This is a genomic window from Parabacteroides sp. PF5-6 (genome assembly GCF_029504695.1).
Lineage (GTDB): Bacteria > Bacteroidota > Bacteroidia > Bacteroidales > Tannerellaceae > QVMG01.
Map to the genome: position 1 here is coordinate 65,731 of NZ_JAQFIN010000013.1, position 25,589 is coordinate 91,319.

At 49.0% G+C, this 25,589-nt stretch carries 22 protein-coding genes and 1 tRNA gene; 9 read left to right on the forward strand and 14 right to left on the reverse strand.

Annotated elements, in window-relative coordinates; translation table 11 throughout:
* Positions 1-42 precede the first annotated feature (42 nt).
* From M2133_RS13270 to M2133_RS13280, 3 genes are all read left to right on the forward strand, one after another.
* Positions 43-116 (forward strand) — tRNA-Ala (locus tag M2133_RS13270).
* A gap of 353 nt (positions 117-469) precedes the next feature.
* On the forward strand, positions 470-859 hold the full coding sequence (locus M2133_RS13275; RefSeq protein ID WP_277466662.1) for a hypothetical protein: 390 nt from the start codon (positions 470-472) through the stop codon (positions 857-859).
* A 2-nt stretch (positions 860-861) separates the two neighbouring features.
* Positions 862-1,230 carry a type II toxin-antitoxin system HicA family toxin gene (locus M2133_RS13280; protein WP_277466663.1) on the forward strand — a complete coding sequence of 123 codons (369 nt, stop codon included), beginning with the start codon at positions 862-864 and terminating at the stop codon, positions 1,228-1,230.
* A gap of 517 nt (positions 1,231-1,747) precedes the next feature.
* Here M2133_RS13280 and M2133_RS13285 read toward each other — a convergent pair.
* The gene (locus M2133_RS13285) at positions 1,748-2,449 is read right to left on the reverse strand and encodes a hypothetical protein (RefSeq protein WP_277466664.1); all 702 of its coding nucleotides are present in this window, start codon (positions 2,447-2,449) and stop codon (positions 1,748-1,750) included.
* 285 nt (positions 2,450-2,734) lie between these two features.
* On the opposite strand from M2133_RS13285, the gene M2133_RS13290 reads away from it, so the two are divergent.
* The 3 genes from M2133_RS13290 (at position 2,735) to uvrA (ending at position 7,330) form a co-directional block, all read left to right on the forward strand.
* Entirely contained in the window at positions 2,735-3,907 is a 1,173-nt protein-coding gene (locus tag M2133_RS13290) for an RtcB family protein (RefSeq protein WP_277466665.1), read from the forward strand.
* A gap of 103 nt (positions 3,908-4,010) precedes the next feature.
* A complete protein-coding gene (locus M2133_RS13295; protein ID WP_277466666.1) occupies positions 4,011-4,265 on the forward strand; it encodes a hypothetical protein in 255 nt (84 codons plus the stop codon).
* A 275-nt stretch (positions 4,266-4,540) separates the two neighbouring features.
* Positions 4,541-7,330, forward strand: coding sequence for an excinuclease ABC subunit UvrA (uvrA, locus tag M2133_RS13300; RefSeq protein WP_277466667.1), 2,790 nt, complete (start codon positions 4,541-4,543; stop codon positions 7,328-7,330).
* 75 nt (positions 7,331-7,405) lie between these two features.
* On the opposite strand, the gene M2133_RS13305 is transcribed toward uvrA, so the two are convergent.
* The 10 genes from M2133_RS13305 to M2133_RS13350 form a co-directional block, all read right to left on the reverse strand.
* On the reverse strand, positions 7,406-8,704 hold the full coding sequence (locus M2133_RS13305) for a peptidoglycan DD-metalloendopeptidase family protein (RefSeq protein WP_277466668.1): 1,299 nt from the start codon (positions 8,702-8,704) through the stop codon (positions 7,406-7,408).
* Positions 8,697-9,548, reverse strand: a complete 852-nt coding sequence (locus M2133_RS13310) for a DUF4292 domain-containing protein (protein ID WP_277466669.1) — start codon at positions 9,546-9,548, stop codon at positions 8,697-8,699. The genes M2133_RS13305 and M2133_RS13310 overlap by 8 nt, the downstream gene beginning before the upstream one ends.
* Positions 9,549-9,587: 39 nt before the next feature.
* Positions 9,588-11,333, reverse strand: coding sequence for a tetratricopeptide repeat protein (locus tag M2133_RS13315; protein WP_277466670.1), 1,746 nt, complete (start codon positions 11,331-11,333; stop codon positions 9,588-9,590).
* Between the two features lie 18 nt (positions 11,334-11,351).
* Positions 11,352-11,786: a dUTP diphosphatase gene (gene dut, locus M2133_RS13320; RefSeq protein ID WP_277466671.1), complete on the reverse strand. Its 435-nt coding sequence runs from the start codon at positions 11,784-11,786 to the stop codon at positions 11,352-11,354.
* A 137-nt stretch (positions 11,787-11,923) separates the two neighbouring features.
* A complete protein-coding gene (locus tag M2133_RS13325) occupies positions 11,924-13,759 on the reverse strand; it encodes a 4-hydroxy-3-methylbut-2-en-1-yl diphosphate synthase (protein ID WP_277466672.1) in 1,836 nt (611 codons plus the stop codon).
* Between the two features lie 69 nt (positions 13,760-13,828).
* Complete coding sequence (gene purE, locus M2133_RS13330; RefSeq protein WP_277466673.1) at positions 13,829-14,335, reverse strand: 5-(carboxyamino)imidazole ribonucleotide mutase; 507 nt, start codon at positions 14,333-14,335, stop codon at positions 13,829-13,831.
* 55 nt (positions 14,336-14,390) lie between these two features.
* The gene (gcvH, locus tag M2133_RS13335; protein ID WP_277466674.1) at positions 14,391-14,771 is read right to left on the reverse strand and encodes a glycine cleavage system protein GcvH; all 381 of its coding nucleotides are present in this window, start codon (positions 14,769-14,771) and stop codon (positions 14,391-14,393) included.
* A gap of 16 nt (positions 14,772-14,787) precedes the next feature.
* Positions 14,788-15,408 (reverse strand): hypothetical protein, encoded by a 621-nt coding sequence (locus M2133_RS13340; RefSeq protein ID WP_277466675.1) that lies wholly within the window; start codon positions 15,406-15,408, stop codon positions 14,788-14,790.
* 12 nt (positions 15,409-15,420) lie between these two features.
* Positions 15,421-16,869 (reverse strand): RNA polymerase factor sigma-54, encoded by a 1,449-nt coding sequence (rpoN, locus tag M2133_RS13345; RefSeq protein WP_277466676.1) that lies wholly within the window; start codon positions 16,867-16,869, stop codon positions 15,421-15,423.
* A gap of 84 nt (positions 16,870-16,953) precedes the next feature.
* A complete protein-coding gene (locus tag M2133_RS13350; protein ID WP_277466677.1) occupies positions 16,954-18,762 on the reverse strand; it encodes a long-chain fatty acid--CoA ligase in 1,809 nt (602 codons plus the stop codon).
* Positions 18,763-19,219: 457 nt separating this feature from the next.
* Here M2133_RS13350 and M2133_RS13355 point away from each other — a divergent pair, with 457 nt between their 5' ends.
* Together M2133_RS13355 and M2133_RS13360 are read left to right on the forward strand one after the other, a co-directional pair.
* Positions 19,220-19,546, forward strand: a complete 327-nt coding sequence (locus tag M2133_RS13355) for a PadR family transcriptional regulator (RefSeq protein WP_277466678.1) — start codon at positions 19,220-19,222, stop codon at positions 19,544-19,546.
* Between the two features lie 12 nt (positions 19,547-19,558).
* Positions 19,559-20,695, forward strand: coding sequence for a PspC domain-containing protein (locus tag M2133_RS13360; RefSeq protein ID WP_277466679.1), 1,137 nt, complete (start codon positions 19,559-19,561; stop codon positions 20,693-20,695).
* A 217-nt stretch (positions 20,696-20,912) separates the two neighbouring features.
* On the opposite strand, the gene M2133_RS13365 is transcribed toward M2133_RS13360, so the two are convergent.
* The 3 genes from M2133_RS13365 to M2133_RS13375 all read right to left on the reverse strand — a co-directional run bounded on the left by M2133_RS13365 (position 20,913) and on the right by M2133_RS13375 (position 23,151).
* On the reverse strand, positions 20,913-21,308 hold the full coding sequence (locus tag M2133_RS13365; protein ID WP_277466680.1) for an HIT family protein: 396 nt from the start codon (positions 21,306-21,308) through the stop codon (positions 20,913-20,915).
* Positions 21,309-21,327: 19 nt separating this feature from the next.
* A complete protein-coding gene (gene greA / locus M2133_RS13370) occupies positions 21,328-21,798 on the reverse strand; it encodes a transcription elongation factor GreA (protein ID WP_277466681.1) in 471 nt (156 codons plus the stop codon).
* 195 nt (positions 21,799-21,993) lie between these two features.
* Positions 21,994-23,151 carry a TlpA disulfide reductase family protein gene (locus M2133_RS13375; RefSeq protein ID WP_277466682.1) on the reverse strand — a complete coding sequence of 386 codons (1,158 nt, stop codon included), beginning with the start codon at positions 23,149-23,151 and terminating at the stop codon, positions 21,994-21,996.
* Between the two features lie 173 nt (positions 23,152-23,324).
* Here M2133_RS13375 and pnp point away from each other — a divergent pair, with 173 nt between their 5' ends.
* Positions 23,325-25,571: a polyribonucleotide nucleotidyltransferase gene (pnp, locus tag M2133_RS13380; RefSeq protein WP_277466683.1), complete on the forward strand. Its 2,247-nt coding sequence runs from the start codon at positions 23,325-23,327 to the stop codon at positions 25,569-25,571.
* Positions 25,572-25,589 lie beyond the last annotated feature (18 nt).

The following is a 25,589-nucleotide window of genomic DNA, read 5'->3' on the forward strand; positions in this document are numbered from 1 at the left end:
TATCAGGAAAACCTCTATATTTGCAGTCGAAAAACCAAGGACGGGGCATTAGCTCATCTGGCTAGAGCGTTAGACTGGCAGTCTAAAGGTGATCGGTTCGAGTCCGATATGCTCCACAAACGAAGCCGAATATTGGCCAGTTACCCCATTTACACCCGGATTTACATGCACAAATGTAGATTCGGGTGTTCTTTTTTACGAAAATCCCCCCGAACCACATAAGCCCCACAATAATATGGGGTGATCCCGGATCTCTTCGAACAACCGCCAAAAGATGTAGTGAATTGTCCGTACTGTGGTGGGAAGATAAAGATAGGGAAGGAGTAGACTATGCCATAGAAATGTTAAAGTTAGTGGTTTCACTTTAGTGATTTAGTCTTATAGTAGAAATAACTTTTATATTTGTAGTCTCAATAGAAAATTTCATAAACTTGACGTACAAAGTTCTTGTTATTTAAATAAAAGCATTATGTCATCAAAGCAAATCTTATCGGGCGAATTTGAGCATAACGAAACTGCGGTTAAAGTTCAATTAGGAGTATATCTGTTTAAAGAGATGGACTCCTATATTGTCTATTGCCCCGCCTTAGACTTGTCGGCTTATGGAGATAGTGAATATGATGCCCAAAAGGCTTTCACGGAAAAACTTGAGATTACGTTTAAGTATTGTATGAATAAGAACACTCTAGTGAAAGATCTTAAGCAGCATGGCTGGGATATTAAAAGTAAGAGTCAAAGCAAGATAAAAGCACCTTCTTTGGAAGAAATGCTCCAAAAAAATGAAGCTTTAAAGGATATTTTAGAGAACAAGGAGTATTCCGTTTATAAACAAAATGTTGACTTCCCTCAATTTGCGTAATCATGTCATCTCGAAAATTGTCAAATGTACCTTTAAGTGATTACAGGGATTTTCTGGCAAAAGCGGGATGTAAGATGGTGCGCATAGAAGGAGGGCATGAGATTTGGACTCGCAAAGACTTATTGAGACCTATTGTTGTTCAAACACACGAAAGCCCTGTTCCTGAATTTATTATAAGGAATGCTCTTCGAAATATGGGATTGACTCGCAAAGATTTCTTTGATATTCTTTTTGATAATGCACAAAAAGGATCATTAGATAAAAAAGAGAATTTAGATCCAATCCAAAACGATGATGATAAATGCTTTTGCGGGAGTGGTAAACCTTATATTTACTGCCATAAGTTAATTGAAAAGTCAAGTAAACCATGACTAAACCGCCAAAATAGCCTCCGAACAAGGTTTTTCGTTTTTTTACTTGCATCATACAGGATTTTCTTTCACACCTGTCTATCAATCATATAACTATTTTAGATAATGAAAAAAACAGTAAAATTTCTGTAAGTAACTTTCTGATACCTGTTGTAGAGCCCAGCCGTGATCCGTTTAACATTGTTGCCTATCCCGGCTGTATGATGCAAGTAAAAAAACGAAAAACTATGTTCGGAATGATCGGTTTACCATTGTTTGCCATTTGCATTTGTTAACATCCACCATCAGGCTACAAAAAGCCGCCTCTTCCACTGAAAAGGCCGGCAGCCTTTTCAAAAAAGCTGCCGGAGTTTGGCAAAAGGCTGCCGGCTTTTTCCCAAAGGCTGCCGGCCTTCACGACCTGAAAGAGATTCCAAATCGTTTCACGCCGAAATAGGTACTTTTGTGACAAAAGGCAGGAGAATATTGTATTTCAAAAGACTTGCAGATCCGAAGTGAGTCGTCAGGGGACGAAAAGCTACTTTCCTAATAATTCACTATTCTTAATGAAATTATTTATTTCAACAATGACACGATCATAGAATTCTATACGCTTTTGGGTATGTGCAAAGCGGGCAGAGGGGTGAATACATAGAACGGACAAATACTGTTGTCCATTAATATTGGCATATTTGATATAAGGCATCAGATGTGTAGGTACACCTTCTACTTCAGAGAATGCGACATCAATCAATGCGTTTTTCCCCTGAAAGAAAATAATATCAGGCTTCAAAACCTCAATCTCCTTGAGCTTTAATGCAGAGCAGTTTTGATAAAACGAATAATGTAATTGATTGGTAGAATCTTTCCAACTGCATTTGCATGCATTCGTCATGGCATAATGCTTTAGGGAATCTGCCGCATTCATTCCTAAGAACGTACTAATTGTTTGCAGCGTTCCTTTCATATGAAGATTAATGGGATGATTCACAACATCTTCTATCGTCTCTGTCCGCGCAGCTATGGTCTGGGCACCACCGCCACAATCCAAAGCAACGACTAAGACTTTCGGACAGTTTTCGCCATAATGGCTTCCCACGTGACACTGCATTCCCGGTGCATGTTTCTCTAAAGTAATGCCACACTTCTCTTGGTTCTTACAGGAGAATTCTCCATAAGGGATAATCCCATTTGATTCATAAAACGCAGCCAACTCTGCCACAAACTTTTCTTTACTCATTTGCTTCTATTTTTTTGTTATTAATGAATATGCAGATAGTTTCCTTGATATTCCTGTTGCATAAAGCTATAAACAAGTATGGCTTATATATGTTCGGATCAGGCAAATATAACTAACGGATATGCAAAAATACGGCACAATGCAAGGAATATGGCCAAAAGGAACAGTCTGTGATCATCTGCGCTTTAGTCTGCGTCATCTGCGTATTCTATTAATAAAACCACACTTATGCCGTTGTTTGGCGCAGCATACGATTACCTTTGCAATATCATAACGTAAAAGATCATGCAACAAGTAATTTCAAGTGAACAAATACCCATTAAGATGTGGCTTGACAATGCCGAAGACGGCTCTATCGTACAAGCCCGAAACCTGGCGAATCTGCCTTTTGCCTTCAAGCATATTTGCTTGATGCCTGATACGTATCAAGGTTATGGAATGCCTATCGGTGGGGTGTTGGCTACCAAAGGGGTGGTTATCCCCAATGCTGTAGGTGTGGATATTGGCTGTGGGATGTGCGCGGTAAAGACCAATATATCGGCAGATACGCTTTCGCCTGAAACGATCAAAAGTATGATGAAAGGCATCCGGGAGCGTATCCCTCTGGGATTTGATCATCGGGAGACGCCGGAGGATGAAGCGTTGATACCCCAAGGGCATAAGCTTGACGAACTCCCTATGGTCAAGGCACAATACCAATCGGCGTTGAAACAACTGGGCACACTCGGTGGAGGGAACCATTTCATTGAACTTCAACGCGATACGGAAGGCTTTCTGTGGATCATGATACATTCCGGCAGTCGAAATCTGGGTTATAAAGTAGCGGAGCATTATAACCATATTGCCAAAAAGGAGAACGCCAGTTGGTATTCCCAAATCGATCCGGCATGGGACTTGGCGTTCTTACCTGTTCATTCCAAAGCTGGCCACCAGTATATCAAAGAGATGCAATACTGTATTGATTTTGCTTTGGCGAATCGGCAACTGATGATGTCTTATGTGCAAGAAGCCGTTTCATCTGTTTTGAACGAAACAGACTACACCCCTATGATTAATATCGCCCACAACTATGCCGCTTTTGAAGAGCACTTCGGCGAGCAGGTCGTTGTCCACCGCAAAGGTGCTACTTCCGCCCGATTGGGAGAAACCGGAATTATTTCCGGTTCACAAGGCACGAAGTCGTATATTGTGGAAGGATTGGGCAATCCGGAAAGCTTTATGTCCTGCTCCCATGGTGCCGGGCGCACGATGAGCCGGACAAAAGCTATTCGGGAGTTGGATCTGGAAGAAGAAAAGAAAAAGCTGGATGATCAGGGTATTATCCATTCTATCCGTGGCAAGAAAGACCTGGAAGAGGCCTCTTCCGCTTATAAAAACATTGCCGAAGTAATGGCTTTACAGGCGGATCTGGTCCGGATCAAAGTTGAACTAAGCCCTTTGGCGGTAATAAAGGGATAGTCTATCGTTCAACCATGAGAATACCGGAAGCACTTAAACCTCGTGTGTTTACAGAGAGGCGCCTTATTAAGTCTTGGCGTGCTAAGTCTATTATAAAGGCATTGTGCTTGAGTTTATTTACATATTCGAGGATGAAGAAGGACCTTATGATATGTATATCGAAACGGCTCCTATCTGCCTGAAAGAGGTTGATGGCGATTGGTATATGGTTGGTTCAGGTAGAGAGCACGGGATAGATATCTATTCGCTCAAGAAGATCAAAGCCATAGGCAGGCATTGGATAACGTTTAGTCTGCCTGAGAATATCGACTATGATCGGTTTGCTGAGAGGTACTTTGAGATAGAGAAGGTATTATGAGGTATTGCACGTTATGCCGTTCGCTTACATTTCCTCTAAGCTATGTCGTCGTTTGGCGTGACTCGGCATAATCCATGCAAGCACGAATTCTGCACTCGCTACTTCAAACGTTCCTTTATTTCACCGCGAAAAAAGGATAAAAGAGGCGGTAGAAAGGCAGGAAGAGACCGATTGCCGGGAGAAAGAGCCAGTTCGGGGCGGAGGACGAACCGGGGGGTATGAATGTAGCCGGAAAATGTTTACCTTTGCAGGTTCCAAAATGTAGAGGATAAGGTATGTCTGAAATGAATTCGATCTTTATAAAAGGTGCGCGGGTCAATAATCTGAAAAATATAGACGTGGAGATTCCACGGGATAAGCTGGTGGTGATCACCGGATTGTCGGGCAGTGGGAAGTCCTCGCTTGCCTTCGATACGCTTTACGCCGAAGGGCAGCGGCGCTACGTAGAAAGTCTCTCTTCCTACGCGCGCCAGTTTCTCGGGCGGATGAGTAAACCGGAAACCGACTATATCAAAGGCATTCCGCCGGCCATTGCGATCGAGCAGAAGGTGAACACGCGCAATCCGCGCTCGACGGTGGGCACTTCGACGGAGATCTACGAATATATGCGCCTGTTGTTTGCCCGGGTGGGGCGGACCGTCTCCCCTGTCTCGGGCGAAGAGGTTAAGAAACATCAGGTGAGTGATATCGTGCGCGAGGTCTTGGCTTATCCGGAGGGCACGCGTTTTGCCGTTTTTGCGCCGATCATCCTGCCCGAAGGGCGCGATATGGCGAAGCAACTGGAGATTTTGCAGAAAGAAGGCTACAGCCGGTTGTCGATTGCCGATGAGGTCTACCGCATCCCGGAGGTCTTGGCCGATAAGAAACTGTTGAAAGCGCCGCATATCGAGATCCTGATCGATCGCTTGGTCGTTTCCGGCGATAAGACCTTGAAGAGCCGCCTGGCCGACTCGGCGGAGACGGCGTTCTTCGAAGGGCATGGTGTTTGCCTGATCCGTATCTACCTGCCGGAGGAGACGGTTGTCAAAGAATACTCTAAAAAATTCGAGGCCGACGGCATCGTGTTCGAAGAACCGTCGGATATGATGTTCAGCTTCAATAATCCGGTCGGCGCCTGTCCCAAATGCGAAGGCTTCGGCAAGGTGATCGGCATCGACGAGCAGTTGGTGATTCCCGACAAGAGCCTTTCGGTCTTCCAGGGGGCGGTGGTCTGCTGGAAAGGCGACGTGATGGGCGAATGGTTGAAGCGGTTTATCGTCGAAAGCGAGTCGTACAACTTCCCGATCCACTGTCCTTATTACGACCTGACCGAAGAGGAGAAAAACCTGCTCTGGCGCGGGGCTACCGGATTGCACGGGATCGACGATTTCTTCAAGTTCGTGGAAGAAAACCTCTACAAGATCCAATACCGGGTGATGCTGGCACGCTACCGGGGCAAGACCGTTTGTCCCGTCTGCCGGGGAAGCCGGCTGAAACCCCAGGCGTTGTATGTGAAGGTGGGCGATAAAAATATCGGGCAGCTGGTTACGCTTCCCATTACCGAACTGAAAACTTTCTTTACGACGTTGACGCTCGACGAGACCGACCAGGTCGTTGCCCAACGCCTGTTGACCGAGATTCACAACCGCCTGCAGTTTCTCCTCGATGTGGGGCTGGGTTACCTGACACTGGATCGTCTTTCTTCCACCCTTTCCGGCGGCGAGAGCCAACGGATCAATCTGGCCACCTCGTTGGGCAGCAGCCTGGTGGGCTCGCTCTATATCCTCGACGAACCGAGCATCGGCCTGCACTCCCGTGACACGGATCTACTGATCAAAGTGCTTCGCCAACTGCAGGAGCTGGGCAATACGGTGATTGTCGTCGAGCACGACGAAGAGATCATCCGTGCCGCCGATTATATCATCGATATCGGTCCGAAAGCCGGCCGGTTGGGTGGTGAAGTGGTCTATCAGGGAGATGTGAATCAGTTGGCCAGCCATTCCGAAAGCTATACCGTTCGTTACCTGACGGGCGAAGACCGGATCGAAGTGCCCGACTTCCGGCGTCCGTGGAACAACTATATCGAAGTGATGGGCGCCCGTAAGAACAACCTGAAAGGCATCGATGTGAAATTCCCTTTGAACGTGATGACGGTCGTCACTGGCGTGAGCGGATCGGGCAAGAGCACATTGGTTCGTGATATCTTCTACGAAGCCGTCAAGCAGCGGTTGGACGATGCCACCCGGATTAATGCCGATTGTACGGCGCTGGATGGGGATGTCTTACTGATCCAGGGCATTGAATTTGTCGATCAAAACTCAATCGGGAAGAGTTCGCGCTCCAACCCGGTCACCTATATCGGCGCGTACGACGAGATCCGCAAACTCTTTGCCGAACAGGCGCTCTCCAAGCAGATGGGATACAGCGCCGCTTTCTTCTCTTTCAACAAAGAGGGCGGGCGATGCGAAGAATGTAAAGGCGACGGGACGATCACGGTCGAGATGCAGTTCATGGCGGATATCACGCTCGAATGCGATGTCTGCCACGGGAAACGTTTTAAGGCGGATATGCTCGAAGTCGAATACAAAGGTGCCAACATCTACGATGTACTGGAGATGACCGTCAACCAGGCGATCGAATTCTTCAGCCAGGGCAAAGGTTCCCAGGAAAAGAAAATCCTGAAAAGGCTCAAACCCTTGCAGGATGTCGGACTGGGGTATATCAAGTTGGGGCAGACCTCGTCCACCCTTTCCGGCGGTGAGAACCAACGCGTCAAACTGGCCTATTACCTGGGGCAGGAGAAGCAGCAAGCCACCTTGTTTGTCTTCGACGAACCGACTACCGGGCTCCACTTCCACGATATCAAAACCCTGATGAAGGCTTTTAACGCCCTGATCGACAAAGGACATACCGTAGTTATCATCGAGCACAATATCGATGTGATCAAATGCGCCGATCACGTGATCGACCTCGGCCCCGAAGGCGGCAATGCCGGCGGGAACCTCGTCTGCACCGGAACACCGGAGGAAGTCGCCGCCTGCAAAGCGTCTTATACGGGCTTTTATCTGAAGGAGAAGCTTAAATAATGTGAGGGCTGTATACAGATAGCCGCTACGCGGCCTTAGGCCATCTTCAACTTTTTTCTAATTGGAATATTCCCTTTACCGATCAAGCCATGGTGCCGGATTGAGCTTTGTTTTTTCTTTCCAGAGCTGGAAGTGGAGGATGGTTTCGTTGCCGTTCTCGGAGTCAGAGAAGATCTTGCCCAACGCCTGGCGGGTCGTCACCTTATCGCCTTTCTTGACGTAGACCTGGCTGAGGTTGCTGTAGACGGTCAGGTAGTTTCCATGCCGCACAATCACGGAGTTGTTGAATCCGGGGATGACGAAGATACTGGTCACCTCCCCACTGAATACCGCGCGGGCATCCGTTCCCGGCGTCGTTTGGATATCGATCCCGCTGTTGTTGGTCCGGACGTATTTGAGCTGCTGATGCTGTTGCTCGCCAAAGTGTCCGACGATGGTGTAGCGCCCTTCCAATGGGAGCGGCAGGCGTCCGCGGTTGCCGGCGAAATCTTGCGAGAGCTTCTTCTCTGCCGGGGTCATGGCATAGCCACCTTTGGTATCGGCCGTGCGTTCGTCTTTGGCCGGTTCGGCTTTCTCGCCGGGTTTCTTGGCTGCCGTGGCACGATCGCGGGCGGCTTTGGCCTCCGCCTCTGCCTTGGCGATCTCTTCGGCGATCAGTTTTTCGATTTGCCGGTTCAACGCATTGGCTTGCTGGCGCTTCTTGCGTAATTGCGCCTGTAGGTCTTTCTGTTTCTTATTGAGTTGCTGTACTTCCTTTTTTTGGTTGGTCTCTTCGCCTTGCAGTTTCTTTCGTTCTTCTTCGCGCGCTTGCATCAGGGCTTGCTTTTCTTCGCGTGTTGCTTTGAGTTCGGTTTGGCGCACACGGATCTCTTCCCGCTTCTTCAGGATATCGTTTGCCTGCTGCTTCTGCCAGTAGGCAAACTCGCGCAGGTAACGCATCCGACGCATCGACTGGGCGAAATTTTCGGCCGAAAGGATAAACAGAAGTTTGTCCTGGGAAGTCTGCCGCCTTTGCATCCGTTGGGCGGAGCGGCTGTAGTTGTCTTGCTTCGTCTTGAGTTCTTTCTCCAGGTTAGCGATCTCTCGTTGCAAAGCGGTGATTTGATTATCGATCGCTTGCGTTTCCTGGTTGAGCAGGTCGATTACTCGCTTCCGGGAGAGGATCTGGCCGGAGAGCAGGTTGAGGCGGTTCAGGGAGCTTTGGGCGGATTGCGTCGTTTCTTTCAATAACTTATCGGTCATCTCGATTTCGGCTAAGGCTTTCTTCCGTTGTTCTTCCAGCTTGCGCACGGCGGCTGAGTTCTGAGCGGAAGCCGTCAGAATGGAACCGGAAACCAACAGGATGACCCATAAGTATATTTTCGCTTTACTCATTCGATGAACCAAACATCTTCATTATCTCTGCAAACGTGACGCGTTTGTATTTCTCCGGTATAGTAACCTCTATTTGCACCGGAATGTTCGTTTGTACCCGCGAAAAGTTCAACCGCAGCCCGCCCTTGGAGGCTTTTTCGGCGAACAGGTTGATATCCATCCGCATGGGAAAAGGTTGCTCTTCCGTTATCCGGAAGTCGGAATAGATCCATTGAAGGGCAAAGTTTTCCGCTTTGTCCGTTACGTAGGTCGAAAGCAGTTTCTCTTCGCCGTCGGCCGTAAAGAGATAGGATAAACCCATCGCGTCTTTGGCGCGTATCTCGGCACTGTTTCCTTCCTGATTCAACAGGAAGCGGTGATAGAGTGCGGGAGCCACCCGGTTCTCGCCGGGATAGAAGAGGTGATTGACGAAAAGGGATTGCAGGTTGTTATAGTTGAACCCGACGGGCATCTGCCCTTTCAGTTTGACGTGGCTTTCCGCCAGGTAACGACGGCTCATGCGGTCGATGATCTTGACACTGTCCTGATCGAAGAATAAACGGAAGATCTCTATGCCCAACGCGGGTTGTACCGATAAGATAAACGCGCTGTCGCGCACCATCTTCAGATCCACCCGCGAACTCATCTCCTTCCCGGGAATAAGGATCTCGGCATTCATCCGGGCACTCAACGTCTCGAACCGGAAAGCTCTTTCCTGCATCGAGTCGAAAAACTCGGCATGCGCCTTCGCTTCCCCCGCCTCTACCGTGGCTACTTTCTGGGAAGACTTACAACCGAACAAGACAAAGAGCATGGCTGTATAGAGCGCCACACAGAAAACGATATATTTGGATACATTTTTCATCAGCTTTCCAATTAACCATTAATCATTAATAATTAACCATTACTCTTCGATGTATTGCCCCTCCGCAATCTTGCGATCGAGCACTTCACTCTCTTTCCCCATCTCTTTCGCTTTCTTCCATTGCTCGAGCGCTTTCTCTTTGTTCCCGTTCATGTAGAGGATATCCCCGTAATGATCAACTAATTCGGAACTGTTGGTCGTGTCACGGTCGATTGCCCGTTCGATATAGATCTTTGCCAGTTTGTAATCTCCTCTGACGAAGAAGATCCAGGCGTAAGTATCCAGGTAGGTGGCGTTGTCGGGCTCCATATCGATGGTCTGGGAACTCATCCGGGCGGCTTTGTCCAGGTCTTTCTTGTCTAACGAAAGGAAATAGGCGTAGTTATTCAGGACAACAACGTTCTTATTGTTGTATTTCAGTGCTTCGTCGTAAGCTTCATAGGCTTTGTCGATCTGTTCGATCTGGTAATAGATATCCCCGATCTGGCCGTAGAAATCGGATTTCATCCGTCCGTTCTCATTCGGGATGATCGCGATGCCGGCAGAGTAGGTATCGAGGGCATCCTGGTACTTCTCTTGCTGGTAGTAGGCGATCCCGAGATAGAAGTAGTACTCGGGAGCATCGGGAAACAACTCCATGCAGGTTTGGCAGATCCGGATAACTTCCGGCAGGTCTTCCAAGCGCAAGGCGAGGTTTAAGAGCTGTTGCCACGCCGCCTGGTTGTCCGGTTCCATCTCGGTAACCAGTTGAAACTGGAACCGGGCTTCTTCGGAATTATCCTGGGCGGAGGAAAGGAAGCTGCCGTACATCAGTTTCAGATCCACATCTTCGGGATGCTGACCGATCAGTTCGTTGAACAATACATTCACATTGTCCATGCCTTGCTTGGATTGTTGCAGGCGGGCGATGTAGCGGGCGAGGATACCCACCTTGGTGTCCACATCCAGCTCTTCGTTCACCAGGGCATTCCGTATCTGTTGCTCGGAGGCGGCTTTGTCGCCTTTGGCTTCATAGTAGTTCGACATGGAGACGATGTAATACGGGTTGGTCGGTTCTATGGCGTAGGCGTTCTGATAGCATGCGTAGGCTTTGTCCAGGTCTTTGTTTTCCAGGTAGAGATCGCCAAGCAGAAGGGGGTAACGGGATACGGTCGGGTACTTCTCGGCCAGCTTCTCGATCTCGGCGAAAGCCTTTTCTTTCTCATGGATATCCATATACAAACGAAACTTCTGAAGCGAGAGCGCCTCATTCATGCCCATTGCCGCTTCCAGTTGGTCGTAGGCGTCGATCGCTTCCGCGATATTCCCGGCCTGGCTTAAGGCTTCGCCGAGATAGAAGTTCAACTCGGTCTTTTCGGGATACTGCCCGGTGAGTTTCTTGTATTCCTCCGCGGCCTCGCCGAATAGTCCGATGTTACGGCTGACGGAAGCGAGCGTCATGCGGTAAGTAAAATTATCCGGTGTATGATCAACGGCTTGCTTCAGCATCTCCACCGCTTTCTCGGGGCGATTCAACTGCATATAGAAAAAGGAAAGTTCGTAGAGCACGGCAGAGGCTGTCGAGTCGATCGCCAGGCAATGGCTGAACGCATCGAAAGCCGCGTCGTATTTCCCGGCCGCCTTCAGGTTCAACCCTTCGTAGAAGAAATAGTCGAACTTCCGCTGCTCCGCCTGCCAATGGATAACGGATAAAACATCCTCACTCCCTTTGTTCTTGTTCTCCGCAAACCCCAAGTTTGTACAGAACCAAACACAAAGAAGCGCATAGTATAGTCTTTTTAGCATAAATCTATTAATTGTCAATTATTTCTTCCCCGTATGTCCGAAACCACCGGCTCCCCTTTCGGTTTCGTCCAGTACTTCGACCGGTTCCCATTGCACCTGGCTGTGGGTGGCGATCACCATCTGGCAGATCCGTTCGCCATCGTTCACGGTAAAAGGTTCGGAGGAGAGATTAACCAGAATCACACCGATCTCGCCGCGGTAATCGGCATCGATCGTTCCCGGCGTATTCAACAGGGAAATGCCGTGTTTAAGCGCCAATCCACTGCGCGGACGCATCTGCGCTTCGTAGCCTTCGGGCAGGGAAATATATAATCCGGTGGGAATCAATCTGCGTTCTAACGGTTTGAGAACTATGGGCTCCGACAGGTTCGCACGGATATCCATTCCTGCCGATAAAGAGGTCGCATACCCGGGTAGCGGATGGTGCGATTTGTTTACAATCCTGACTTTCATCTTAATTTTGTAGTTAGTAGTTGGTAGTTAGTAGTTGGTAGTCGCATGCAGTATTCTCTACCAACTACTAACTACTAACTACACATTCGGCGTATCACGCTGAATGCTTTATTCTAAGCGACGAAGATAATAAATAATTAGGAATGCCAGTCGCCGTTCTCTTTTATTAACTCTACTAAACGTTTTACAGCGTCTTCTTCGGGGATGTTTTTGAGGATACACGTTTTGCCTTTGTACAGGCTGATCCGGCCACGTCCGGCACCGACATAGCCGTAGTCGGCATCCGCCATTTCGCCCGGCCCGTTCACGATACAGCCCATGATCCCGATCTTCAGCCCTTTCAGATGCGAAGTGGCTTCTTTGACACGGGCGATGGTGGCCTGCAGGTTAAACAATGTCCGGCCGCAACTGGGACAGGAGATGTATTCGGTTTTGCTGATCCGGGCTCTTGCCGCCTGCAGGATGCCAAACATGCAACTGTCGGTCAGGGGCGTAGGGACCGCATCGTTATGCAACAGGATCCCGTCGCCGAAACCATCCAACAGCAGGGCGCCAAAATCAGCTCCGGCTTTTACCTGCATCGCTTCGATATCGGGTTCGTGATAATCTCTTTGCAGGATCACCGGTGAGAGGCAGTCGGCAGTGATCAGTTTATGAAGGGCGGCCCGTTGCGAACCGAGTCCGTTGCGGTGGTGGGTGCTCAATACGATCACTGTAGTCCGATCCTGTTTCAAGATCTCGATGATGCGATCGGAGAGATCGGCATACGAGAGGCGTACGAACTTGATCGGTGAGGGATAATTCTTGAGTTCTTCAATCTCCGAAGCGAGAAAGTAGGGATACGTGTTCGGCCGGTCTTTCCAGAAATGTGCATCCACGATCAGATGCAGGTGATCGGGCAGATTATCCGGGTCTTCCTTGCCGATATAGAGATAATCGGGTGGGGTCTGATGATCCATTTCGAAGGAGCCGTTTGTCCGGTCGGAGATGACCACCGGCATTTGCCCATCCCCCATATTCATCAGTTTGCGGGTCAGGTGACGTGACGGGTCGAAAGGATTGTATCCGGGAGCGATGGCCGCTTCGATGGGCAGGTGCCCTTCCCTTTCCCGTATGTAGTCGACCAATTTGCCGGCCACCGGCATTTCCGCTTCAGGTTCTTCACTCAGGGAGACACGGATCGTATCCCCAATGCCGTCGGCCAATAACGTGCCGATACCTACGGCACTCTTTATGCGTCCGTCTTCTCCGTCGCCCGCTTCGGTCACCCCCAGGTGCAACGGGAAGTGCATCTCTTCTTTTCCCATCGTATCGACCAGCAGGCGGACGGTGCGTACCATAACGACCGTATTGGATGCTTTGATCGAGATCACCACGTTTGAGAAGTCTTCATCCCGACAGATCCGGAGGAACTCCATGCAGGAGGCAACCATGCCTTCGGGCGTATCGCCATAACGGCTCATGATACGGTCGGAAAGGGAACCGTGGTTCACCCCGATCCGGACAGCCGTATGGTGTTTCTTGCATAAGTCGAGGAAAGGCACAAAGCGTTCGCGGATTTTCAGTATCTCCAACGCGTACTCTTCGTCGGTATATTCAAGCAGGTCGAAGGTTTTGATCTTATCGACATAATTGCCCGGGTTGATCCGGACCTTCTCTACCTCCCGGGCGGCCACATCGGCGGCTCGGGGATTGAAATGGATATCCGCCACCAGAGGCGTAGTGTATCCCGCGTCGGTCAAGGCTTTCCGGATCACGCCCAGGTTGTGGGCTTCCCGTTCGCCTTGCGCGGTGAAACGGACATACTCGGCTCCGGCTTCAATCATCCGGATCGCCTGCTCGACCGCCGCTTCCGTATCCATCGTCGACACATTGGCCATCGACTGAATACGTATAGGATGATCTCCCCCCATAGGGGTAGTGCCTATGTGAACAATGGAAGAGGGACGACGGTGGTAGTTGAATAGGTCCATAATGTAGTTGAAAGTTGAAAGTTGAAAGTTGGATGATCTCATTTTCAACTTTCAACTTTCAACTAACACTCAGTTTGTTTTGTATTTGTATTTCACCTCGGCCAGTTCAGCATTGGCCTTGACGATCTTTGTTTTCAGTTCTTCTTTGTATCCGGCCAGTTTATCTTGCAGGGCAGGGTCGCCGACGGACAAGATCTGCACGGCCAGGATGCCTGCGTTCAACGCGCCGTTGATGCCTACGGTAGCCACCGGGATGCCCGGAGGCATCTGTACGATTGCCAATAAGGCATCCATGCCATCCAGGGTGGCATTGATCGGAACGCCAATCACCGGAAGGGTAGTCATCGAAGCGATCACCCCACAAAGGTGGGCGGCCATACCGGCGGCGGCGATAATCACTTTTATTCCTCTGTCTTTGGCTCCTTTGGCAAATTGCTCCACTTCAGCCGGCGTGCGGTGAGCGGAAAGGGCATGTATTTCGAAAGGGACCTCCATCTCATCGAGGAATTTGGCCGCTTTCTCCATAACGGGCAGGTCTGAGGTGCTGCCCATGATTATGCTTACTATTGGGGTCATGTTGTTTGAATTTAAAAGAGAGAAGATAGAAGGGAAACTTCTATCTTCTAACTGTTTACTTCGCAATCAGCTTCTGATATTCATCAGCCGACAAGAGGCCTTCTACTTCCGAAGGATTGGAAAGAGCCACTTTGATCAGCCAACCTTTGCCATAAGCGTCTTCGTTGACCAATTCAGGTTGGTCTTCCAGTTCGGCGTTTACTTCCACAACCTCACCGCTAACGGGCATGAAAAGGTCGGATACGGTTTTGACGGCTTCGATTGTTCCGAAGACTTCTTCCTGTGCAACGGTTTCACCTTCTGTAGCGATATCGACAAATACGATTTCACCCAGTTCACTCTGTGCGTAGTCAGTAATACCCACAAAAGCGTGATCACCTTCGATGCGAACCCATTCGTGGTCCTTCGTGTACTTTAAATCTGCAGGAAAATTCATAATTTTAGTGTTTTTATTAATTAAACAAATACATATAACTCATCGATATCGCTCCGAATATGGAGAGAAATCCCAATGCGAAACCGGCGTATGTTTGCATCGGGGTATGGCGTTTCAGATATATCCGCGACATGGCAACCAACCCTCCGACAAGGATAATCAGGATGAAACCCCAGAACGGGTTCATCAGATGAATGTTGGATACGCCCATCACTCCGCCCAGCAGTCCTCCGACTCCCAGTGTATGCGCACTGATTTTCCAGGCAAAGTTAATGAAAAGTGCCGCAACCAGCGCTATGCAACTGCCAATAATAATGGCTAACAGCCAGAAAGGCATTTTCATCTTATAAAAATAATAGAGACAGACGAGCAGGGAGGTGATAATAATCAGGTAAGGTATCGCCCGTTCCCGGCGGTCGGTCAGTTCGACATCGCTGGCTGCCCCTTGCTGGATCAATAAAAGGATGAATAATCCGGGGATGACCGCTGTCGTGATGAAAGTTCCCCCTATGATCGCCATCTTCACCGTGGCCGGATAGATTGCCAGGTAGGTAAAGGTCAACGCGAACAAAATCCCGTAGGTCACCATAAGCAACGGGTGGAACAGGATAGATATTATATTGGAGAATACTTTCATTCGGTCGCAAATTTATATTTCTTTTCTCAGACGAGCAACCGGAATGTTCATTTGTTCGCGGTATTTCGCTACGGTACGCCGGGCGATGATGTATCCTTTCTGTTTCAGGATGCCTGCCAGCTCTTCATCGGTCAGGGGTTTGCGTTTCTCTTCCGCCTCGATATGTTCTTTCATGATCTTCTTGACTTCACGGGTCGAGATCTCTTCGCCGCTATCGGTCTGCATCGATTCGGAGAAAAAGTATTTCAAGGGATAGACGCCGAAATTCGTCTGTACATACTTACTGTTGCTCACGCGGGAGATGGTCGAGATATCATATCCGGTGCGTTCGGCTACGTCTTTGAGAATCATCGGACGCAGATTAGCCTCGTCGCCGGTCAGGAAAAAATCGTGTTGCAAGAGGATAATCACTTCCATCGTGCGTTGCAGGGTCTCCTGCCGCTGGCGGATGGCATCGATAAACCACTGGGCGGAATCGAGCTTTTGCTTAACAAACTGCACGGCGTCGCGCATCTCCGTGGTCTGATTGGCTTTGTTGGCGGTATAATCCTGAAACATCTCCGCGTATTCCCGGTTGATACGCATCTCGGGAACGCCCCGGCTGTTCATATTCAGGGTCAGCTCGCCGTTATGGGCTTCCACGATGAAATCGGGGATCACCAGGTTCATCGCACTCTCCAGCGAGCCGCCCCAGCTGCTTCCGGGTTTCGGATTCAACGAGGTGATTTCCTGGATCGCCTTCTTCAGGGCGCTCTCATCGAGCGAAAGGCCCCGCAGGATCTTATCGTAATGTTTGCGGCTGAAATCGTCGAAGTATTCGGCGAGCACACGGATGGCGTAGGTCACGGTGGGTGTCTTCTCTTTCCGTTCCAACTGGAGCAACAGGCATTCCTGCAGGTCGCGGGCACCTATTCCTGCCGGTTCGAAGTCGTGGATGACATAGAGTATCTGTTCGATCTCTTTTTCGCTCACGTCTTGTCCGGCCTGGAACACCAGATCGTCGGCAATCGCACTCAGGTCGCGGCGCAGATAACCGTCGTCGTCGATATTGCCGATGATATATTCCGCGATCTTACTCTCCGTTTCCGTCAGATCGCGCAGTCCCAACTGTTGCAGTAGGTGTTCGTGAAGCGATTGGCTGACCGAGAAAGGCACATCTTCTTTGCGTTCGGTCCGGTCGCTCATCTCCCGGAGTTTGTAGTCCGGGATATCATCTTCGGTCAGGTAATCGCCCAGTGAGAGGTCTTCTACCGTGTCGCCGGCATTTTCCGGATTCGCCCCCTCTTCGCCTTCAAAGTCTTCGACAGGTTCACGGCCTTCTTCCAATGCGGGATTTTCTTCCAGTTCATGTTTTACCCGTTCTTCCAGCTCGATAGCCGGAAGTTCCAACAGGCGGATCAACTGGATCTGCTGTGGCGAAAGCTTTTGCTGTAATTTCTGTTGTAACTGCTGTCTTAACATCTTTACTTGTACACCTGCGACCCGCAGCAAACGAAAAACCTGCGGATACGGACTGCAAATATAATCGTTTACCTGAAACGAAAGCTATTCCGCATACATCTCTTCGATCCGGTCGGCGTATTTTTCGAGGATCACCGGTCGACGAAGCTTCAGGGTGTCGGTCAGTTCGCGCGTTTCCATGCTGAATGGCCGGGTGAGCAGGATGAAGCGTTTGATCTTCTCGAAGGAGGCCAGGTCTTTCTGGTGCTCTTCCAGGCGGGATTCGTACAGGCGGATCACTTCGGGGCGTTTCACTAACGCTTCGCGGTCGTCAAACGTTATGCCTTTCGCACGGGCAAACGTTTCCAGCGCATCAAAATCGGGCACGATCAAGGCGCCGACGAACTTACGCTTGTCGCCGATCACCGCCACCTGGGCGATGTATTTGTCGCTGCTCACCACCCCTTCGATGGCCTGCGGAGCGATATACTTTCCGTTCGATGTTTTATAGAGGTCTTTTATTCTTTCTTTGAAATACAATACATTACCTTCCAACCGTCCGGCATCGCCTGTGCGGAAATAGCCGTCTTCGGTGAATGATTTCGCGTTCTCTTCCGGTTTCTTGTAGTAACCTTCGGTGATGGTCGCGCCTTTGACCAGGATCTCATCGTTCGCCGGATCGATCCGCACACCGACATCGGGCATCACCTCACCGATCGAGCCGATCACAAAACCTTGCGTCGGGCAAAAAGAGACTGTCGCCGAGGTTTCGCTCAGTCCATACCCATAAACAATGGGGATATTGACCGAATTGAGAAACACATTCACATTGTCGGCCAGGGGCGCACCTGCCGTCGGGAAGAGTATACCGCGCTCGATACCCAATACCTTCTTCAGGACGTAAAAGATGGTTTTATTGTAGAACATAAACTGGATCCGAAGGCCCAGAGGCGGTGTTTTCAGTTTATTCTTGTATTCCAGGTTATGCGCATGACCTACCTGTACGGCACGCATCGCCATCTTACGCAAGAGCGGAGGGAAGTTGGCAATCTTCTCCTGCACGCCCACAAACACTTTCTCCCAGAAACGCGGCACGTTGCACATCATCGTCGGATGTACTTCGGGCAAGGTCTGTTGGATCATCTTCGGATCGCGGTTGATCGCCACAATCACCCCTTTGTGCAGGCAATAATAGGTCCATGCTTTCTCAAAGATATGCGTCAATGGCAAGAAACACATCGACGTGTCTTTGTCGCTTACCATCGGCAGGCGGATATCATGGATGCGCATCACCTCCAGGAAATTGGAATGGCGCAATATGACGCCTTTCGGCTCGCCCGTCGTTCCGGAGGTATAGATAATCGTGGCCATGTCTTCCGGACTGGCTTCGTTGCGACGGATCTTCACGGTCGATTCGGCCAACGCATTGTCGCCCAGTTTCAGGAAGTCATCGAAGAACATAGACGTCTTATCGTCCGGGTTCAATTTCACCTTCGGGTCGAACACAATGATGCGTTGCAATACCTTCGAGTCCTTTTGCACGATAAACGCATTGTTATACTGTAATTGCTCGCCGACGAATAAGGTCCGGATCTCAGCATCGTTAATGATATAGTCGATCTGCGCCGGCGAGTTCGTCGCATACATCGGCACCGAGATCGTACGGTTGGCATATCCGCCGAAGTCCGTATACAAACATTGAGGCATATTCTGGGAATAAATGCCTATCGTATGATGCTCCTCGATGCCAAAGGCAGCCATGGCCTTGGCCGTTTGCATCACCAGATCAGAAAACTCCCGCCAGGAGATCTTTATCCATTTCCCACTTGCATCGTCGCGATACTTCAGGGCTGTACGTGTTCCATATTTCTCTGCCTGACGATGGACTAATTCGGCATAATGATAGTTTGTCATATTTCTCAATTTTTTATATCGGCACCACAAAGGTAAAATAAAGTATCGGAACTGGAGGGGATGAATCCGATTGTTTTACACATTTCCCGACATTTTGTGCAATGCCGACCAGTTTAGGTTCACAGCCGACCGGTTTAGACCCGTAAGTGCTTGTGTATTCTATATATAATATGTAGAAAACCAGGAACCGTAACAAAACGATATGTTAAAATGTGTTTCTATATATAGTACGAGCGCATACTATATATAGTACGGCGCCGTACTATAGGTAGTACGACGAAATACTACCTATAGGGTAACAAAATGTCAAATCGGGCCTCCCCCACTCTTCGGGAAAAGGGAAATCTTTTGATTGGACCGTCAAGGAAAAGATAGTTAATAAAACATAAACCATAGTAGTATGTATTGCATAGTACATAGGCAATACATATATTTGCATTATCAAACACAAAAAGCAATGAATGCGGAGAATGTAAAGTCACAAATGCGGAAAGGAACATTGGAATATTGTATCCTTTTGCTCTTAAAAAAGGAGCCTGCTTACACCTCTGATATTATTCAGAAATTGCAGGAAGCCAAATTGATCGTTGTTGAAGGCACCTTATATCCTCTTTTGACCCGGTTGAAGAATAGCGAATTGCTCAGTTACCAATGGGTGGAGTCGACACAAGGCCCTCCCCGGAAGTACTACAAACTGACGGAAAAAGGAGAATTATTTCTCGGAGAGTTGGAACTTGCCTGGCAAGAGTTGAACAATACTATCAATCACATCAGAAACAACTAAAAAGAAAAGAAGATGAAAAAGACACTGACTGTTAATCTGGGAGGTACAGTTTTCCATATTGACGAAGATGCATACGAATTATTAGATAAATACCTGTCGAATCTGCGTATTCATTTCAAGAAAGAAGAAGGCTCGGACGAGATCATGAACGATTTCGAGATACGGATTTCCGAACTGTTGAACGAGCGCATCCGTATGGGTTATGAGGTGATCACGCTGGAGCAGGTGGAAGATGTGATTAAACGTATGGGGAAACCGGAAGAGATCTTCGGCGAGGAGACGTTTACCGAAGAAGCGAAAGAAGAATATAAGGTAAAGATCGAAACGACGGCGAAAAGACGCCTGTTCCGTAATCCGGACGACCGGATCCTGGGAGGTGTATCCGGTGGATTGGCGGCTTATATGGGCTGGGACCCGACGGCGGTGCGTATCGCATGGATCTTGTTGACTTTCTTCCAGATCACGATTCCTATTTATATTATACTTTGGCTGATCGTTCCCCTGGCAAATACCGCCGCCGAGAAGCTGCAAATGCGCGGTGAAAGCGTAACAATTGAGAATATCGGCAAGACGGTAACCGACGGGTTCGAGAAAGTGTCGGCCGACGTGAACGACTATATCAACTCGGGCAAACCCCGTACGGCTATGCAAAAGTTCGGCGACGGATTTGTGAGTGTGATCGGTTTTATCATTAAAGTATTAGGCGTGTTAATTGCTATTGCTTTATTGCCGCCGGTATTGCTCGTCTTGTTTATCCTGGTGGTTGTGCTTTTCGCGATTATCATTGGCCTGATCGGTGGGGGTATCGGTCTGTTGGGGGGCGGAGTAGGAGCGGCCTTCGGTGGAATTATGCCGTTTATGGACTGGAACACGATCGGTACGTATCCGGAAGGTGCGTTGATTATCGCAACTATCGCAAGTATCCTGGCGATCGGTATTCCGTTGGTTGCTCTGGGTTATCTGATCGGCGTACAAGTATTCAAGTGGAAAGCGATGGCACCTTCGGCCAAATGGGTACTATTGGTGCTCTGGCTGATTGCACTGGCGTTGACCATTGTATTGGGAATTAATTACGGATTGCCGGTGATCGATCATCACGGCTGGCATTGGAACAGCTTCCATCCTTTAAGAAGAATAAGTTTTTGGTGATATTATATGGTTTTAGTATTGTGTGTGTTCAAAAAAGAAGGCCGCTCTGTCTCAGAGGGGCCTTTCTTCTAAGGTTAACAAATTTATGAGTAAAAACCACTAATGAATATCTTTTATCCGATATGCCTGTAAGCCTTGAATCGATTCAATCGCTCGGTGTGGCACGCGTGATAGGCGACAAATATACGGATTGTTTCCGAAAAAAGAGCAATTCTTTTTACTTATAATGTTCCCGTATTTGTGCTGCCAACCCGGCTAATTCCTCCGGATCGGGTTTCGTTTTATCCTTCGTCGGATGAATATCAGCCTCCCGATTGATCGGGATCAGATGGATATGCGCATGAGGCACTTCCAGTCCGATGACTGAAAGAGCGATCTTCCGACTCGGGATCGTGGCCGACAATGCGGCCGCAATGCCTTTGGAGAAGGCCATCATCCGACCCAATTTGTCGTCGGCGATATCAAAGATATAATCCACTTCTTCTTTGGGGATCACCAACGTATGTCCGGGAGCCATCGGGTTAATATCCAAGAACGCGAAGAACTCTTCATTCTCCGCGATCTTATGACAAGGGATCTCTCCGGCTACTATTCGACTGAATAATGTTGCCATATCTTTTTTTATTATCGTTTTACAAAGAAATATCCATCACCTCAAAAGTCATCATCCCGGACGGGACTTTGATATCGACCACCTCGCCTACTTTCTTGCCCAGCAAACCTTTGGCAATCGGGGTGCTGATCGCAATCTTCCCTTCTTTCAGATTCGCTTCCGAATCGGCCACCAAGGTATAGGTCATGATCATATTGTTCTTCGTATTTTTAATCTTTACCTTATTCAATATCTGGACTTCATCCGTCTGAATACGCGATTCGTCGATCAAACGGGCATTCGCAATCAATTCTTTCAATTGCGCCAACTTAGCTTCCATAATACCCTGCGCCTCTTTTGCCGCATCGTATTCTGCATTCTCCGACAAATCCCCTTTGTCGCGCGCTTCTGCGATCTGCGCGGATATCTCGGGACGTTTCACTGTTTCCAGATAGTTTATTTCAGCCAAGAGGTTGTTGTAGCCTTCTGCTGTCATATAACTAATAGCCATTTCTTATTCCTCCTTTATCATTTTATTAATAATAAATGTGTTACCTCCATAAGCAATAAAAAAAGAATCCCGGCTATTTCCTAGCCGGAACTCCTTTTCCTTTAATATGTCAGGTCGGGCAAAAATAGACCTTATTTTCAATAAGACCAAATTTTATGCGCGTGCTTTATAACATATTATGTATTCTTCTGTCATTTAAAGTAATGCCTTGATATCCGCTTCCAACTTCTCGAGATCTTCCACCCTTTTGTTGAGGTCGCCTTTCCGGTCTAAAAGGAAAAGGGCGGGGAGCTGGCGTACATTATATAAACCGGCGATCTGGGAATAAACCGATTCGGGGTCGATCACCGTATACCAGGGCAGATTGACGGCCGCGTTCTGCCACATATGGCGGTCGGCATCCAACGATACCTGGTAGATCTCCAGGCCACGGCTATGGTATTGCGTATAGAGCTCGCCCAGTTCCAGGTTTAACGCCGGCGACCACTCGGTCTGGTAAGCCGTAAAGTTCACCAAAACGACTTTGCCTTCGGCGATATCCGAAAGTTTAACGACTGTACCTTTTACGTCAGGCAGCGTAATATCGAGGTAGTTCACTATCTGCACATTGGCATGATCCAGGTTGATCTCGCGCTGGGCACGGGTGACTTTCAACGATTGAAGCGCCAGGTTATGCAGGTGTTTCGCCCGTGCCGTATTCGGATAATAATGATCGTAGCTGGTTGCTACAGCCCCGAAGGCTTTGGAGTCCGTCCGATCATAAATATTGAAGAACAGCATGCCATCGATTTGCTGGAACAAAGCGAAATAGGCAGCCGTCGACATCGGTGCGGAATAGATATACTCCAGTGCGACTTCTTTGTAAGCCTGGGCTATTTCATTTATCCCGTTGGTATATTCTTCGTCGGTGATTTGTTTGCCTTCATGCTCCTTCCGCAGTTTTGTCATGGCCTGATTGGCATCGAGTTGCGCCAGCGTAACCCGTTTGATGGCTTTGCTGTTTTCAGAGCCGTCAACGGAATAGGAGATCGCGAAAGTCCCGGCATCGGCAACAAGCGACACCGTTTCGGTCGAGTCAACAGCAAAATGAATCAATTGATTATTCAGACGCAACCGGTAGAACTCAGGGGAATCCGGACGGGGTTTGGCGAATTTGAATTTCCCGTTGGCACTCAACCGGACAGAGTCGAGTGTTTCAACAGATGAAACCCCTACATTCTCCAGATACATCATCTGCCCATCGGCACCGGAGACGGTCCCCGTCACTGTGAAATCATTATTTTTGGAACAGCTGGTCGCTATCGATATCATTACTCCGCAGATCGCGAAGAGTAGTAATGCTTTTTGTTTCATTCCTCTTTTTTGTTTTTTCGATGCAAATATACATTAATTTGCATTCAGCAGGGCTTTCCCGGTGAAAAAGTGGGCATTAAATGTTATTTTATTTTCATTTCCATGCAATTAGCCAGAAGTTTATTAACTTTGCCGCCAATTTTACAGAGAAAAAAATAATAAGAAAAAAGATTATGCTTAATCCCATTAACAAGACGATCGATTTAGGTGATGGAAGAACTATCACAATCGAGACCGGGAAATTGGCAAAACAGGCGGACGGTTCGGTAACTGTCCGGATGAACAACACCGTGTTGCTCGCCACTGTAACAGCCGCAAAAGATGCAAATGCCGGAGTGGACTTTATGCCGCTCTCAGTAGAGTACAAAGAAAAATTCGCCGCCTTTGGCCGGTTCCCCGGCGGTTTCCTCAAGAGAGAAGGGAAAGCGTCCGACTACGAAGTACTGACTTCCCGTTTGGTCGACCGCGCTCTTCGTCCGCTCTTCCCTGACACCTATCATGCTGAAGTATTCGTAAATATCATCCTGTTCTCCGCCGACGGCGAAGACATGCCGGATGCATTGGCCGGTCTGGCCGCTTCGGCTGCTTTGGCGGTTTCTGATATTCCTTTCAACGGTCCGATCTCCGAAGTACGTGTCGCACGTGTCAACGGTGAATTCGTGATCAACCCGACTTTTGCCCAACTCGAAAAGGCCGATATCGATATGATGGTGGCCGCTACCCTCGACAATATCATGATGGTAGAAGGCGAGATGGAAGAAGTGCAGGAACATGAAATGCTCGAAGCCATCAAGGTGGCACACGAAGCGATCAAAGTACAATGCCAGGCGCAATTGGAACTGATGGAAGCTGTGGGCAAAACCGTGAAACGCGAATACTGCCACGAAGTGAACGACGAAGAACTGCGTAAAGACGTGCGCGAGAAATGTTACGACAAAGTTTACGCCGTAGCCGTTTCCGGTCAGGACAAACACGCACGTGCCGAAGCGTTCACCGCTATCAAAGACGAATACAAAGCCCAATACACCGAAGAAGAACTGGCTGAAAAGGCTGAGATGATCGGTCGCTACTACCACGATGTAGAGAAAGAAGCGATGCGTCGCGCGATTCTGGACGAAGGCAAACGCCTCGATGGCCGGAAGACTACCGAGATCCGTCCGATCTGGATCGAAACCGATTACCTGCCGGGACCTCACGGTTCAGCCGTATTTACCCGCGGGGAAACCCAATCGTTGACGACTGTCACCTTGGGAACCAAGTCGGACGAGAAGATGATCGACGATGTGTTGAATCATGGCAAGGAACGTTTCCTGTTACATTATAACTTCCCTCCGTTCTCAACCGGTGAGGCTCGCCCGCAACGTGGCGTAGGCCGTCGCGAGATCGGACACGGTAACTTGGCTCATCGTGCGTTGAAACGCATGATCCCGAGCGACTATCCGTATGTATTGCGTGTGGTATCTGAAATTCTCGAATCCAACGGTTCTTCTTCTATGGCAACCGTTTGTGCCGGTACGCTGGCCTTGATGGATGCCGGGGTACAGCTTCGCAAGCCGGTTTCCGGTATCGCGATGGGCTTGATCTCTGAGAACAAAGGTCAAAATTACGCCATTCTATCGGACATTCTGGGTGACGAAGACCACCTGGGTGATATGGACTTTAAGGTAACCGGAACACGCGACGGGATCACGGCTACACAGATGGACATCAAGGTAGACGGTTTGTCGTATGAAATTCTGGAAAACGCATTGGCACAGGCTCGCGAAGGCCGTCTGCATATCCTCGGTAAGATCACTGAAGCGATGCCGGAACCACGTCCGGACCTGAAACCGCATGCTCCGCGTCTGGAAAAGATGACCATTGCCAAAGAATTCATCGGTGCGGTGATTGGCCCGGGTGGAAAGATCATCCAGGGAATCCAGGAAACGACCGGTGCGACCATTACGATCGAAGAAGTGGAAGGCGTGGGAGTTATCGAAATCTCCGGAACGAACAAAGATACGATCGAAGCAGCTATCCGTGCGATCAAAGGCATCGTTGCTGTGCCTGAAATCGGCGAAGTATATAGCGGTAAGATCTCTTCGGTGATGCCTTACGGCGCATTCGTTGAGTTTATGCCGGGCAAAGACGGCCTGTTGCATATCTCTGAGATCGACTGGAAACGCTTGGATACGGTCGAAGAAGCCGGTCTGAAAGAAGGCGACATTGTCGAAGTGAAGCTGGTGGATATCGATCCGAAGACCGGTAAATTCAAACTTTCCCGCAAGGTATTAATGCCGAAACCGGAAGGTTACGAAGAACGTCCGCCGCGTACCGACCGGGGTGATCGGGGTGACCGTGGCGACCGTGGCCCACGCAACGGCGGAGGCCGTGACCGTGGAGGTGATCGCGGAGGTCGCGACCGTGGCCCACGCTATTGATAAATAGAACAAAAAAAA